Consider the following 14,281-nt stretch of genomic DNA (forward strand, 5'->3'; position numbering starts at 1 on the left):
TATCCTGACCCTAGGGTTTACACTCTTTGCTCCTGAACAGGAGGAAGGCTGTGCTGACTCATCTCGATTCCCAAGGTCGCGCCAATATGGTCGACGTTACCGAAAAAGCTGTGACCTCGCGTGAGGCGGTGGCTGAAGCGCGGGTGCGCATGCTCCCCGAAACCCTGAAGATGATTGTCGATGGCGAGCACCCGAAGGGTGATGTCTTCGCTGTGGCGCGTATTGCCGGTATCCAGGCAGCGAAAAAGACCAGTGACCTGATCCCGCTGTGCCACCCGTTGCTGCTGACCAGCGTCAAGGTCGAGCTCAGTGCCGAAGGCAATGACACCGTCTACATCGTTGCCCGTTGCAAGCTGGCCGGGCAGACCGGCGTGGAAATGGAAGCGCTGACCGCTGCCAGTGTCACTGCGCTGACCATTTACGATATGTGCAAGGCAGTTGATCGCGGCATGATCATCGATGGCGTGCGCGTGCTGGAAAAGCTCGGCGGCAAGAGCGGCCATTACCAGGCGGATGACGTGAAATGAGCATTAAGGTGATGTATTTCGCCCGTTACCGGGAAGCCCTGGGAATGGATAGCGAGAAGCTTGAAGGTGAGTTCGCGACGCTGGACGACGTGCGCATTGCGTTGCTCACGAAGGGCGGCAAGTACGAAGTTCTGAGCGAACAAAACCTGATGTGCGCGCGTAACGAAGAGCTGTGCAAGCTCGACGAAGCGGTAGTCGACGGCGACGAAGTCGCGTTCTTTCCGCCCGTGACCGGAGGCTGAGATGAGCGTTCGAGTCCAGACCCAGGCGTTTGATCCGGGTGTTGAGGTCAATGCCATGCATGCCGCCAATGTCGGCGTCGGCGCGGTAGTCGGCTTTGTTGGCTATGTGCGTGACTTCAATGATGGTCAGGAAGTGGCCGGGATGCTTCTGGAACATTACCCGGGGATGACCGAAAAGGCACTGGCCAAGATCGTCGTTGAGGCTGAGCAGCGTTGGCCGCTGCTCAAGGTCGAGGTGCTGCATCGTATTGGCGCGCTTGAGCCGGGTGAACCGATTGTCTTTGTTGGTGTGGCCAGCGCCCATCGTCAGGCAGCGTTCGATGCCTGCAATTTCATCATGGACTACCTCAAAACCCGCGCGCCGTTCTGGAAGAAAGAACAGACAGGCGACGGCCCGCGTTGGGTTGAAGGCAAGCAGAGTGACGAAGACGCCGCCGGGCGTTGGTAGGCAATTTGTAGCCGCTGCCGACAGGCTGCGATCGGCTGCGAAGCAGTCGTCATCCAGTCACTATGATGGGCCTGAATAACGGCCGTTATACGCCCGATCGCAGCCTGTCGGCAGCGGCTACGGCACTGTACTTCGATGTTGTATTTTTATACGGAAAAGTCCAGTATGGAATTATAAGTACAAAATAATTCCAGGCCGACCCGTGCCTCCCCTTTCCCTCTGTCTTGCAACACACCTCCAACAACGAGCGAGAGAGACCCAGCATGAAGAAGTTCACCCTGATCAGCGGTCTGGCCCTGAGCCTGTTGGCCAGCAGCAGCCTGTTCGCCGCCGAGAAAACCTTGCGCATTGGCATTGAAGCCGCCTATCCCCCCTTCGCCTCGAAAAACGACAAAGGTGAGATCGTCGGCTTCGACTACGACATCGGCAACGCTTTATGCGCGCAGATGCAGGTCAAGTGTGCATGGACCGAGGTGGAGTTCGATGGCCTGATCCCGTCGTTGAAAGTGAAGAAGATCGACGCCGCACTGTCGTCGATGACCATCACTGACGAGCGCAAGAAGTCGGTGGATTTCACCCACAAGTACTACTTCACCTCGTCGCGGCTGGTGATGAAGAAGGGCGCGGTGGTCGATGACCAGTATGCCGCCCTCAAGGGCAAGACCGTCGGTGTGCAGCGCGCCACCACCACCGATCGCTATGCCACTGAAGTGCTCGAACCCAAAGGCATTACCATCAAGCGCTACAGCAACAACGAAGAAATCTACATGGACCTGGCATCCGGTCGCGTTGATGCGATTTTCGCCGATACCATTCCGCTGGATGACTTCCTGTCGATGCCGCGCGGCGCGGACTATGCCTTCACCGGTCCCGAGCTCAAAGACCCGAAATACGTCGGTGAAGGCGCCGGCATCGCGGTACGCAAGGGCAATGGCGAACTGGTCAGCCAGCTCAACAGCGCCATCGACGCACTGCGGGCCAATGGCGAGTATCAAAAGATCCAGTCGAAGTACTTCAAGTCCGACATCTACGGCGATTGATCGCCGCGCTCAAGGCCTGGAGCGATTCAGGCCTTGAGTTCCTTCAGGTGTTTGTACACCGTCGCCCGCCCCATCCCCAGCACATTGGCCACGTAGTTGGCCGCACTCTTGCCCTTGAAGGCGCCTTCGGCGTGCAGGGCTAGCACCAGTTCACGTTTGTGCTCGCGGGTCAGCAGGTTCAGGCTCAGCTGGCGCTGACGCAGCCAGTTGTTGAGAAAGGTGTTGATACGCTCCTGCCAGTCGTCGCGAAACAGCGCATCAGGCTGGGGGATCAGCTTGCTCGGCGACAGGAACAGGTCCAGTGCGGCTTTGGCGTTCTCGAACAGGGAAATGTTCAGGTTGATGCACAGCACCGCCAGTGGCGTGCCAGCCTCATTGCGCAATACGGTACTCAGTGAACGGATTTTTTGCCCGTCCCAGTTGAGCTTCTCGTAGGGGCCGATGTTGGTTTCCTCGGTGCCGGTCTCAAGCATGTCTTCCAGCGCCGCATCATCACCAATCTCACGTTTGGACAGGTTATTGGCGATGTAGTCGATCTTCTGGCTGCGCAGGTCGTGCAGCACCACCTCGGCGTGGGGAAAGAACAGGGTAGCAATGGCATCGGCGATGGCCCGGTAATTGTCCAGGGCAGGGTCGCGGCGAGGTGTCGACATTCAGGCAGGCTCCAGGCGGTGTCAGCGCCCTTGGCACAAGGGCGCTGCGAGTGTGCCGCAATCGCGGCGAGGCGTCACCTGTGCAGGCGGCGCGGGGACAGCATCTCGGCGTTCAGGCCAAACCCTTTGAGGGCCTCGGGCAGGTCGTCGCCACGCACCAGCGCGGCGCTGGCCTGTCCCATGGCGGGCGAGGTCTGGATGCCGTAGCCACCCTGGGCTGCCACCCAGAACAGGCCCGGCACGTGGGGGTCGAAGCCGGCCACGAGGTCGCCATCGGCGACAAAACTGCGCAGGCCGGCCCAGGTCCGGGTGGGGCGGCGAATGCTCAGCGTGGTGGCTTCTTCGATTTGGTAGATACCCATGGCGATGTCCAGCTCTTCGGCCTGCACGTCGTGCGGTTCGACTGGGTCGGCGTTGGCCGGCGAGCCGAGCAGCATGCCGGCGTCGGGTTTCATGTAGAACGATTCGTCGAGGCTCACCAGCATTGGCCAGGCGTGACTGTCGATACCCTCGGGGCCAGCGAAGATGAAGGCGGCGCGGCGCTTGGGTTGCAGGCCAAGCGGCTGGGCACCGGCCAGTACACCGATCTGGTCGGCCCAGGCACCGGCAGCGTTGATCAGTACCGGCGCGCTGAAGGTGCCACGGCTGGTCTGCACCTGCCAGTGGCCGTCGTCAGCACGGCTCAGGTGCTGGACCTCGCAATCGCTGTGGACCTCGCCTTGTTGGCGGCGGATACCGCGCAAGTAACCCTGGTGCAGGGCATCGGTGTCGATATCGCTGGCGCTTGGGTCGTAGAGCGCACCGTGGACTTTGTCGCGGCGTAACACCGGCAGGCGGGCGCAGGCCTGGTCGGCGCTGAGCAGTTCGACCTCCGGCACGCAGGCCTTGGCACTCTGGTACTGGCGCTGCAGTTCGTCGGGATCGCCGCTGAGGTCAACGGTCATTTCCCCGCGTGGGCTGAGCAACGGGTGCTCGGCAAAACCTGTTGGAGGATTGTCGAAGAATGCCCGGCTGGCCAAGGTCAGCGCACGCACCTGCGGCGTGCCATAGGCGGCGGTGTACAGCGCTGCCGAACGGCCAGTGGAGTGGTAGCCAGGTTGCGGCTCACGTTCGAGCAGTAGCACCCGGCCCTGACTCGCCAGCCAATAGCCGGTAGAGGCCCCCGCAATACCGGCACCAATGATGATGAAATCAGCCTGTTGCATGAAGGTCTCCTCAGTCGGCGCACTGCAAGCGGTACAAGGCATTGGCCAGGGCGATGTCTTCCAGGCCCAGGCCGATGGAGCGGAAGAAGGCGTGACGTTGGTAGCTCGGGGCAGGGGCCTGACCGCTCAACAGCTGCGCCAGGTCGCCGACGATGGCTTCGGCTTGCCAACCATGTTGTTCGGCGGCGATGCGCATCTCCCCGGCGCTGCCCGGTGTGGTCAGGCGGTAGTCGCAGTACACGTCCATGGCGCTGAGGCTGGTAGGCGGAACCTCATGGGCACGTACGGCGTTGGTGCTGATCGAGGTGATCAGGGCCGGTTTGCTCAAGCTGTCCGGGTCGATGACCGGGATCGCTGATGAGGTGCACAGCATGATCACATCGGCATCCGCTACAGCCGCTTCGAGGTTGTCGCAGAGCGTCAGGCGTGAATCCAGGTCGAGCCATGACTGGCGCTGGGCGGCGCTTTGTTCGGCCAGGCTTGGCGAATACAGACGGATATCCTGCCATTCACGCAGGTCACGGACATAGTGCAGGTGCGCCCGGGCAATCGGGCCGCTGCCGATTAGGGTCAGGCGGCGGGCACTGTTCGGTGCCAGGGCGTCGACCGCGACTGCGGTGGTGGCAGCGGTACGGGCGGTGGTCAATTCACCGGCATCGCACAGCAGCAGCGGTTGACCGCTGTGCATGGACATCAGCAGGGTCCAGGCGGTAACCAGTGGGCCTTGCTCACGGACGATGTATGGCGAGGTCTTGACCCCGTAGACGCCTTCGTTGGCGAGCACACCGCCATAATTGATGAAGTCGCCCTTGCCCGCCGGAAACTCCACCAGTTGCTGCGGTGGCTGCACGGCTTGTCCGGCCGCCAGGTCACGGAACAGGTTGCGCAGGATCTGGGGGACATCCACTTGCGAAAGCAACTGGCGAGCGTGCTGTTGATCGATGACGAGAGGCGCGGACATACGAGACTCCAAATAAACTATTTTGTCTATTATGGACTCTTTGTATATTTGGGCAATATCGTTGGTCTGAAAATGCAAAAGGCACCGAGGGACGAGCCCGCGGTGCCTTTTTCACCCACGCGCAATCAGTGATGCTTGTGCGGCACCGCCTTGAGCAGTTCAGTTGGTGGCATTTCACAGCTGATTTTGCGACCCAGCAGCGTTTCAATCGCCGGCAACTGGTAGGAGTCATCCTCACCGGCGAAGCTGATCGACACGCCGCTGGTGCCGGCACGACCGGTACGGCCGATACGGTGCACGTAGTCGTCTGGATCTTCCGGCAGGGTAAAGTTGATCACATGGCTGATGCCATCAATGTGAATACCGCGACCGGCGACGTCGGTGGCGACCAGCACGGTGATGCGGCCTTCACGGAAGTTCTCCAGGGTCTTGATGCGCTTGTGCTGCGGCACGTCACCCGAGAGCTGGGCGGCGTTGACGCCGTCGCGTACCAGGCGTTCTTCGATGCGCCGCACTTCATCCTTGCGGTTGGCGAAGACCATGACCCGTTCCCACTTGTTCTCGGTCACCAGGTTGTACAGCAGCTTGTACTTGTCGGCGCCGGCTACGGCGTAGACATGCTGCTCGACGGTTTCGCTGGCAACGTTCTCCGGTTCGATCTCGACAATCGCGGGGTCGGTGGTCCACTGCTTGGCCAGGTTCATCACGTCTTCGGTGAAGGTGGCGGAGAACAGCAGGGTCTGGCGCTCGCTCTTCGGTGGGGTCTGGCGGATGATCTGCCGAACCTGAGGGATGAACCCCATGTCGAGCATGCGGTCGGCTTCGTCCAGTACCAGTACCTCGACCATGTCCAGGTGGGCTTCACCGCGCTGGTTGAAGTCCAGCAGGCGGCCTGGGGTGGCAACCAGGATGTCGCAGTGGCGCGCTTCGAGGGCCTTGAGCTGCTTGTCGAAGTCCATGCCGCCGACGAAGGTCATCACGTTCAGGCCGGTGTACTTGGTCAGCGCAGCGGCGTCCTTGGCGATCTGCACCACCAGCTCACGGGTCGGGGCGATGATCAGCGCACGCGGCTCGCCCATGTAGCGCTCTTTCGGCGGTGGGGTCTGCTGCAGCTGGGAGATGATCGAAATCAGGAAGGCTGCGGTCTTGCCGGTGCCAGTCTGGGCGCGGCCAATGGCGTCCTTGCCACTCAGGGTGTAACCCAATACCTGCGCCTGGATCGGCGTGCAGTAAGGGAAGCCCAGGTCATGGATCGCATGCATCAGCTCGGGCGAGAGCTTGAAGTCATGGAAACGGGTCTTGCCTTCTTGCGGCTCGACCACGAAATCTTCCAGCTTCCAGGTGGAGGCTGCAGGTTTTGGCTTGCGCTCACGGCGCGGTTTAGCTTCGGCCGGCTTTTCGGCGCGTGCCGGTGCTGTGGCGACCTCAGGCTTGAGCGGTGCGGCCGGGGCAGGGGCCTTGGGTGGTGCAGGGGGCTGCTTCACGGGGGCAGCGGTTTCGGTGGCGAGTTGCTCAACCTCGCTCTTGCCGAACATCTTCTTGAGTGCTTTGAGCACGGTCATCTCATCAATTGGTTAAGGAATGTACGCCGGCCAGTGTAATGCAAGAAACGGGCGCGGCGTAGTGGATTGCACTGACAACTACAGGGAAGTCTTCTTTTAGCGCAGGCGTTCGGCCAGCCAGACGCCGATATCGTTGATTTCCTCGGGCAGTACCGCATGCTCCATCGGGTATTCCTTCCATTCGGTGGTGACGCCCCAGTGCTTGAGGTGTTCGTAGGCGCTGCGACCCATGGCCGGCAGTACCACCGGGTCATAGACACCGTGCAGGCACAGGGCCGGGGTGCGCTGTTGGCAGGCGCTCACCTGGCGCTCCTGAACAAAGGTCGGCGCATAGGTCGACAGGGCGATCACCCCGCCCAAGGCTTCTTGCCACTTTATATAAGCGGTGTGCAGTACCACCGCGCCACCCTGGGAAAAACCGGCAAGGACAATGCGTGCCAGGTCGATGCCTTTTGCCTGCTCGGCCTTGATCAGGCTAATCACCTCATCGGCCGAGGCTTGTAGCTGATCCTCGTCGATCGCCCGTGCCGGGGTCATGGCCTTGATGTCGTACCAGCTGGGCATTTCATAGCCACCGTTGATGGTCACCGGCCGGGTTGGCGCCTGCGGCATGACGAAACGGGTGGTCAACAGTACTTCCTGCAAGGCTTCGGCAACCGGCATGAAGTCGTAACGGTCGGCCCCAAGGCCGTGCAACCAGATCACACAGGCGTCTGCGGTTTTTTGCGGTTCAAGAATCAATGGGTGGGTCATGAGTGCTCCGAAAAAGTGCGCGCGCTCTTGTTTGCGTGCATGGAATGAAGGCGCGTCGGGTAAATCCGGGAAAAACCTGTCGCAACGCTGCAAGTTTCCCTCTTGACGGGAACTGAAACGCTTTAGCCGCTCAGTGTGGTACGCGCTTTGCTATGAAACTCCAGATGCGAGGTTACACGTTTTGGACGGTAACACCCGTTAGCGGTCCCCAAGGCTGTCACAGAACAGCGCATTGCGCCAATTGACCCAAAAACAAGCCAACACGGGTCGGATGCGCCTCATAAGGGTGCGGTGCAATCCCGGCTCAACACAATAAGAGCAAGACTGGAGGTTTGAATGAAGATGTTGAAATCCACCCTGGCAGTGGTTACCGCTGCTACCGTGCTGGGTATCAGTGGTATCGCACAAGCCGGTGCGACCCTGGATGCCGTGCAGAAAAAGGGCTTCGTTCAGTGTGGCGTCAGTGATGGCTTGCCGGGCTTCTCGGTTCCGGATGCCAAGGGCAACATCGTCGGTATCGACGCCGACGTCTGCCGCGCAGTAGCCGCGGCGGTGTTTGGCGATGCTACCAAGGTCAAATTCAGCCAGCTCAATGCCAAGGAGCGCTTCACCGCGCTGCAGTCCGGCGAAGTCGACGTGCTGTCGCGTAACACCACCTGGACCAGCTCGCGTGACGCTGGCATGGGCCTGGTGTTCGCCGGTGTTACCTACTATGACGGCATCGGCTTTCTGGTTAACAAAAAGCTTGGTGTTTCCAGCGCTAAAGAGCTGGACGGTGCAACCATCTGCATCCAGGCCGGTACCACTACCGAGCTCAACGTCTCCGACTACTTCCGCGCCAATGGCCTGAAGTACACCCCGATCACCTTCGACACCTCCGACGAAAGCGCCAAGTCGCTGGAGTCCGGCCGTTGCGACGTGCTGACGTCGGACAAGTCGCAGCTTTACGCACAGCGCTCCAAGCTGGCGGCCCCGGCCGACTACGTGGTACTGCCAGAAACCATTTCCAAGGAACCGCTGGGCCCAGTGGTACGCAAAGGCGATGAAGAGTGGTTCAGCATCGTCAAGTGGACCCTGTTCGCCATGCTCAATGCCGAAGAAATGGGCGTCACCTCGAAGAACGTCGAGGCCGAAGCCAAGTCCACCAAAAACCCTGACGTGGCCCGTATGCTCGGCGCCGACGGTGAGTACGGCAAGGACCTCAAGCTGCCTAAGGACTGGGTTGTGCAGATCGTCAAGCAGGTCGGCAACTACGGCGAAGTCTTCGAGAAGAACCTGGGTAAGGAAACCCCGCTGCAGATCGATCGCGGTCTGAACGCCCTGTGGAACAACGGCGGCATCCAGTACGCACCACCCGTGCGCTGATGGCTACACCCTGTGGCGGCGAACGGCCGCCGCAGGGTGTTCGGTTCCCTTTTTTCCGGGGCATTACATGCAAAATTCAATCGGCGCACCCAAGGGCCTGTCCCTGAGCGATCCACGTGTGCGTGCGTGGCTATTTCAGATTCTCACTATTGTCTTTGTGGTCGGCCTGGGCTGGTACTTGTTCCACAACACCCAGACCAACCTGCAGCACCGGGGCATCACCTCGGGTTTCGACTTTCTTGAACGTAGTGCTGGTTTTGGTATCGCCCAACACCTGATCTCCTACACCGAGCAGGACAGTTATGCCCGGGTGTTCGTCATCGGTTTGCTCAACACGCTGCTGGTGACCTTTATCGGCATCATCTTCGCGACCCTGCTGGGGTTCATCATCGGTGTGGCCCGTTTGTCACCGAACTGGATGATCAACAAGCTGGCCACGGTGTATGTCGAGACTTTCCGTAACATCCCACCGCTGTTGCAGATCCTGTTCTGGTACTTCGCAGTGTTCCTGACCCTGCCGGGACCGCGGGGCAGTATCAACATCAATGACGCGTTCTTTATCAGCAACCGCGGCGTGAACATGCCCGGTGCTTCCATGGCCGAAGGATTCTGGCCATTTGTCGTCAGCCTGGCACTGGCGATCATCGCCATTGTGCTGATGGTACGTCTGGCCAACCGGCGCTTTGAGGCCTCGGGCGAGCCGTTTCACAAGTTCTGGGTTGGGTTGTTTCTGTTTTTCGGGATACCGGCGCTGAGTGTGTTGATGTTCGGTAGCCCCGTTCACTGGGAAATACCGCAACTCAAAGGCTTCAACTTTGTCGGCGGCTGGGTGTTGATCCCGGAGCTGCTGGCCCTGACGTTGGCCCTGACCATTTACACCGCAGCCTTTATCGCTGAAATCGTGCGCTCGGGGATTCGCTCGGTCAGCTACGGCCAGACCGAGGCGGCCCGCTCGCTGGGCCTGCGTGAAGGGCCGACGCTGCGCAAGGTGATTATCCCTCAGGCGCTGCGGGTGATCATTCCACCGTTAACCAGCCAGTACCTGAACCTGGCGAAGAACTCGTCGCTGGCGGCCGGTATCGGCTACCCGGAGATGGTGTCGTTGTTTGCGGGGACCGTGCTCAACCAGACCGGTCAGGCGATCGAAGTGATTGCCATCACCATGAGCGTCTACCTGGCGATCAGCATCAGCATTTCCCTGCTGATGAACTGGTACAACAAGCGCATTGCGCTGATCGAGCGGTGAGGACACGCGCATGACTACCCATGTTTTCAAACCCGATATGCCGCCGCCGGTGAAAACCGTCGGCGTGCTGGCGTGGATGCGCGCCAATCTGTTCTCCAGCTGGCTCAACACCCTGCTGACGCTGTTGGCCTTGTACCTGGTCTGGCTGATCGTGCCGCCGCTGCTGCAATGGTCGATCTTCGACGCCAACTGGGTCGGCACCACCCGCGCCGACTGCACCAAAGAGGGCGCCTGTTGGGTGTTCATCCAGCAGCGTTTCGGTCAGTTCATGTACGGCTACTACCCGAGTGAACTGCGCTGGCGTGTTGACCTGACCGTGTGGCTGGCGGTAATCGGTGCGGCGCCCTTGTTTATTGCGCGCTTCCCGCACAAGGCAATCTATGGCCTGAGCTTCTTGGTGCTGTACCCGATCATTGCCTTCACCTTGCTGCACGGTGGTTACCTGGGGCTGGACACGGTGCCAACCAACAAATGGGGCGGGTTGATGCTGACGTTGGTGATCGCCACCGTCGGTATCGTCGGCGCCTTGCCGTTGGGCATTTTGCTGGCATTGGGTCGGCGCTCGAACATGCCGGCGGTGAAGGTGGTGTGTGTGACCTTCATCGAGTTCTGGCGTGGCGTACCGCTGATCACCGTGCTGTTCATGTCCTCGGTAATGCTGCCGTTGTTCCTGCCCGAGGGCATGAGCTTCGACAAGCTGTTGCGGGCGATGATCGGGGTGATCCTGTTCCAGTCGGCGTACATCGCTGAAGTGGTGCGCGGTGGCTTGCAAGCCATCCCCAAGGGCCAGTACGAAGCGGCCGCCGCGATGGGCCTGGGTTACTGGCGTTCGATGGGCCTGGTGATCTTGCCGCAAGCCCTGAAGCTGGTGATTCCCGGCATCGTCAACACCTTCATTGCCCTGTTCAAGGACACAAGCCTGGTGATCATTATCGGCCTGTTTGACCTGCTCAACAGTGTCAAACAAGCCGCTGCCGACCCGACCTGGCTGGGCATGGCGACCGAGGGCTATGTATTCGCCGCCCTGGTTTTCTGGATTTTCTGTTTCGGTATGTCCCGCTACTCCATGCATCTGGAGCGCAAGCTGGACACAGGCCACAAGCGTTAGGAGTGTTCCCATGAGTGAAGCGATCAAACAGCCTGTGAGCCCTGAAGGCATTATTCAGATGCAGGGCGTGAACAAGTGGTACGGCCAGTTCCACGTGCTCAAGGACATCAACCTCAATGTGCGCCAGGGCGAGCGAATCGTTCTGTGTGGCCCGTCGGGGTCGGGCAAGTCGACCACCATCCGCTGCCTCAACCGCCTGGAAGAGCATCAACAGGGCCGTATCGTGGTTGATGGCGTGGAGCTGACCAACGACCTCAAGCAGATCGAAGCGATCCGCCGTGAAGTCGGCATGGTGTTCCAGCATTTCAACTTGTTCCCGCACCTGACCATCCTGCAGAACTGCACCCTGGCGCCGATGTGGGTGCGCAAGCTACCCAAGCGCAAGGCCGAGGAAATCGCCATGCACTATCTGGAGCGGGTGCGGATTCCGGAGCAGGCCAACAAGTTTCCTGGGCAGCTGTCCGGTGGTCAGCAGCAGCGTGTGGCCATTGCCCGGGCGCTGTGCATGAAACCTAAAATCATGTTGTTCGACGAACCCACCTCGGCGCTTGATCCAGAGATGGTCAAGGAAGTGCTCGACACCATGGTCAGCCTGGCGGAAGACGGCATGACCATGCTGTGTGTGACCCACGAGATGGGATTTGCCCGAACCGTGGCGAACCGGGTGATCTTCATGGACAAAGGCGAGATCGTTGAACAGGCGGCGCCGGATGACTTCTTCGACCGGCCGCAGAACGAGCGGACCCAGTTGTTCCTCAGTCAGATCCTGCACTGACAACTGCCCCGTAGCCGCTGCCGCCAGGCTGCGATCGGCTGCGAAACAGTCGCCATTCTGTCACCATAATGGGCTCGGATGGCGGCCGTTTCACGCCCGATCGCAGCCTGGCGGCAGCGGCTACGGGGATCACTCTTCTTCTTTGGCCGCCGGCGCAGGCGGTGGACGCAGGCCGATCTCAGCGGTCAGCTTCAGCTCCTTGCCGTTACGCATGACCTGGATCGCCACCTTGTCGTTGGGTTTGATACGCGCCACCTGGTTCATCGAGCGACGACCATCACCGGCCGGTTCGCCGTTGATGCTGAGGATCACGTCACCCAGTTGCAGGCCGGCCTTTTGCGCCGGACCGTCGCGGAAGATGCCCGCCACGACAATACCCGGACGCCCTTGCATGCCAAACGACTCGGCCAGCTCCTGGCTCAGCGGCTGCACTTCGATCCCCAGCCAGCCACGGATCACCTGACCGTGTTCGATGATTGACTTCATCACCTCCAAGGCCAGCTTGGTCGGAATGGCAAAGCCGATGCCTTGGGAGCCGCCGGATTTGGAGAAGATCGCCGTGTTGATGCCGGTCAGGTTGCCGCTGGCATCCACCAGTGCACCGCCGGAGTTGCCCGGGTTGATCGCCGCGTCGGTCTGGATGAAGTCTTCGTAGTTGTTCAGGCCCAGCTGGTTGCGGCCGGTGGCGCTGATGATGCCCATGGTCACGGTCTGGCCGACACCGAAGGGGTTACCGATGGCCAGGGCGACGTCACCGATATGAATGTTGTCGGAGCGGCCGATGGTGATCGACGGCAGGTTCTTGAGGTCGATCTTGAGCACCGCCAGGTCGGTTTCCGGGTCGCTACCGATGACCCGTGCCAGGGTTTCACGACCATCCTTGAGCGCCACCACGATCTGATCGGCACCGGAGGTTACATGGTTGTTGGTCAGCAGGTAGCCTTCCGGGCTCATGATCACCGCCGAGCCCAGGCTCGACTCCCAGCGTCGTTGCTTGGGCAGGTTGTCGCCGAAGAAACGGCGGAACTGCGGGTCTTCGAACAGCGGGTGGGCGGTCTTGTTGACCACTTTGGTGGTGTACAGGTTGGCTACCGCAGGGGCCGCAATGCTCACTGCGTCGGCATAGGACACCGGGCCCTGCATGATGCGCGAGGTTTGTGGTGCCTGTTGCAGGTTGACGTCCTGGCTGGGCAAGCCGACCCATTGCGGAAAACGCTGGATGATCAGCAGGGCGATTAACACGCCGACCAGCAGCGGCCAGCCAAAGTAACGCAAAGCCTTGAACATTGAACGAATCCTGGGAGTGGGCAGAGGGCCGCTTGAACTGCGAGGGAGCGAGCGCGCGCGATCATACTGCGGCAGAAGCCGTGCAGGAACTGTTAAATCGCGACGAGCCATTGCTACAGCGTGCGGGCCCCCAGGCAACCGCCGTCGGTTTCCCCAAACCCGGCGACGGCCCATAATAGCGGTCATTATACGGGGCCTTGTGCCACGCTGAACTGCGAATTTGAGGAGTCTTTTCATGGCTGTTGCCCTGAGCACCCTGGTCGAGGAAGCCGAACGCTACCTTGGCAGCGCAAAAATCCAGGATTACTGCCCGAATGGCCTGCAGGTAGAAGGGCGGCCGCAAGTTACTCGCATCGTCAGCGGCGTCACTGCCAGCCAAGCGCTGCTGGATGCGGCGGTTGAAGCCGATGCCGACCTGGTGCTGGTGCACCACGGCTATTTCTGGAAGGGTGAGAACCCGTGCATTACCGGCATGAAGCAACGTCGCCTGAAGACCTTGCTCAACAATGACCTGAGCCTGCTGGCCTACCACCTGCCGCTGGACCTGCACCCTGAGGTGGGTAACAACGTACAGCTGGCGCGCCAGCTCGACATTACCGTTGAAGGCCCGCTCGACCCGGACAACCTGCGGGTCGTCGGCCTGGTCGGCTCGCTGGCCGAGCCGATGTCGGCGCGCGACTTTGCTCGCAAGGTGCAAGAGGTCATGGGCCGCGAACCGCTGTTGATTGAAGGTGATCAGGTGGTTCGCCGGGTTGGCTGGTGTACCGGTGGTGGGCAGGGCTACATCGATCAGGCGATTGCTGCTGGTGTCGACCTGTTCCTCAGTGGCGAGGCGTCTGAGCAGACCTTCCACAGCGCCCGGGAAAACGGCATCAGTTTTATCGCCGCCGGTCACCATGCCACCGAGCGTTACGGCGTGCAGGCCCTGGGCGACTACCTGGCGCGGCGTTTCGCCCTGGAGCACCTGTTTATCGACTGTCCGAACCCGATCTGAGGCTAAAACGGCAGGGTATATTCTTATACTGTTTCGTTCTAGTTGGGCGCCTAAATAGAATCGAGTGCTGTGATAAAGTGGCCCGCTCGAACACGGCCCGCTGGCCGTCCATAAG

Annotated in this window: 15 protein-coding genes; 9 read left to right on the forward strand and 6 right to left on the reverse strand. The window is 60.5% G+C overall.

The genetic code is table 11. The features are described from left to right. The first annotated feature begins 50 nt into the window (after positions 1–50). The 4 genes from moaC to aotJ all read left to right on the forward strand — a co-directional run bounded on the left by moaC (position 51) and on the right by aotJ (position 2,257). The gene (gene moaC / locus CX511_RS05055) at positions 51–527 is read left to right on the forward strand and encodes a cyclic pyranopterin monophosphate synthase MoaC (protein ID WP_045183628.1); all 477 of its coding nucleotides are present in this window, start codon (positions 51–53) and stop codon (positions 525–527) included. Beyond that, the gene (gene moaD / locus CX511_RS05060; RefSeq protein ID WP_045183626.1) at positions 524–769 is read left to right on the forward strand and encodes a molybdopterin converting factor subunit 1; all 246 of its coding nucleotides are present in this window, start codon (positions 524–526) and stop codon (positions 767–769) included. The genes moaC and moaD overlap by 4 nt, the downstream gene beginning before the upstream one ends. Position 770: 1 nt before the next feature. Continuing rightward, positions 771–1,217, forward strand: a complete 447-nt coding sequence (gene moaE / locus CX511_RS05065; protein ID WP_045183624.1) for a molybdopterin synthase catalytic subunit MoaE — start codon at positions 771–773, stop codon at positions 1,215–1,217. Positions 1,218–1,480: 263 nt separating this feature from the next. Next, on the forward strand, positions 1,481–2,257 hold the full coding sequence (gene aotJ / locus CX511_RS05070) for an L-arginine-binding protein AotJ (RefSeq protein ID WP_045183623.1): 777 nt from the start codon (positions 1,481–1,483) through the stop codon (positions 2,255–2,257). A gap of 26 nt (positions 2,258–2,283) precedes the next feature. Here aotJ and CX511_RS05075 read toward each other — a convergent pair whose 3' ends face one another. The 5 genes from CX511_RS05075 to CX511_RS05095 form a co-directional block, all read right to left on the reverse strand. Then, on the reverse strand, positions 2,284–2,910 hold the full coding sequence (locus CX511_RS05075) for a helix-turn-helix transcriptional regulator (RefSeq protein ID WP_101293228.1): 627 nt from the start codon (positions 2,908–2,910) through the stop codon (positions 2,284–2,286). A gap of 74 nt (positions 2,911–2,984) precedes the next feature. Further along, the gene (locus CX511_RS05080; RefSeq protein ID WP_045183618.1) at positions 2,985–4,115 is read right to left on the reverse strand and encodes an NAD(P)/FAD-dependent oxidoreductase; all 1,131 of its coding nucleotides are present in this window, start codon (positions 4,113–4,115) and stop codon (positions 2,985–2,987) included. 10 nt (positions 4,116–4,125) lie between these two features. Next, positions 4,126–5,076 carry an ornithine cyclodeaminase family protein gene (locus CX511_RS05085; RefSeq protein WP_045183615.1) on the reverse strand — a complete coding sequence of 317 codons (951 nt, stop codon included), beginning with the start codon at positions 5,074–5,076 and terminating at the stop codon, positions 4,126–4,128. Positions 5,077–5,201: 125 nt separating this feature from the next. Then, positions 5,202–6,632 (reverse strand): ATP-dependent RNA helicase RhlB, encoded by a 1,431-nt coding sequence (gene rhlB, locus CX511_RS05090; RefSeq protein WP_045183756.1) that lies wholly within the window; start codon positions 6,630–6,632, stop codon positions 5,202–5,204. 102 nt (positions 6,633–6,734) lie between these two features. Further along, the gene (locus CX511_RS05095) at positions 6,735–7,391 is read right to left on the reverse strand and encodes an alpha/beta hydrolase (RefSeq protein ID WP_045183611.1); all 657 of its coding nucleotides are present in this window, start codon (positions 7,389–7,391) and stop codon (positions 6,735–6,737) included. Positions 7,392–7,727: 336 nt separating this feature from the next. Between CX511_RS05095 and CX511_RS05100 the strand changes: the two genes are divergently transcribed. The 4 genes from CX511_RS05100 (at position 7,728) to CX511_RS05115 (ending at position 11,885) form a co-directional block, all read left to right on the forward strand. Next, a complete protein-coding gene (locus CX511_RS05100) occupies positions 7,728–8,756 on the forward strand; it encodes an amino acid ABC transporter substrate-binding protein (RefSeq protein ID WP_045183609.1) in 1,029 nt (342 codons plus the stop codon). Between the two features lie 67 nt (positions 8,757–8,823). Continuing rightward, positions 8,824–10,002, forward strand: a complete 1,179-nt coding sequence (locus CX511_RS05105; protein WP_045183608.1) for an amino acid ABC transporter permease — start codon at positions 8,824–8,826, stop codon at positions 10,000–10,002. Between the two features lie 10 nt (positions 10,003–10,012). Next, on the forward strand, positions 10,013–11,110 hold the full coding sequence (locus CX511_RS05110; RefSeq protein WP_045183606.1) for an amino acid ABC transporter permease: 1,098 nt from the start codon (positions 10,013–10,015) through the stop codon (positions 11,108–11,110). A 10-nt stretch (positions 11,111–11,120) separates the two neighbouring features. After that, positions 11,121–11,885 (forward strand): amino acid ABC transporter ATP-binding protein, encoded by a 765-nt coding sequence (locus CX511_RS05115; protein ID WP_045183605.1) that lies wholly within the window; start codon positions 11,121–11,123, stop codon positions 11,883–11,885. A gap of 129 nt (positions 11,886–12,014) precedes the next feature. Here CX511_RS05115 and algW read toward each other — a convergent pair whose 3' ends face one another. Further along, positions 12,015–13,172 (reverse strand): Do family serine endopeptidase AlgW, encoded by a 1,158-nt coding sequence (gene algW, locus CX511_RS05120; RefSeq protein WP_045183602.1) that lies wholly within the window; start codon positions 13,170–13,172, stop codon positions 12,015–12,017. 235 nt (positions 13,173–13,407) lie between these two features. Here algW and CX511_RS05125 point away from each other — a divergent pair, with 235 nt between their 5' ends. Next, positions 13,408–14,166, forward strand: a complete 759-nt coding sequence (locus tag CX511_RS05125) for a Nif3-like dinuclear metal center hexameric protein (RefSeq protein WP_045183600.1) — start codon at positions 13,408–13,410, stop codon at positions 14,164–14,166. The last annotated feature ends 115 nt before the right edge of the window (positions 14,167–14,281 follow it).

The sequence above is a fragment of the Pseudomonas sp. S06B 330 genome, assembly GCF_002845275.2.
Lineage (GTDB): Bacteria > Pseudomonadota > Gammaproteobacteria > Pseudomonadales > Pseudomonadaceae > Aquipseudomonas.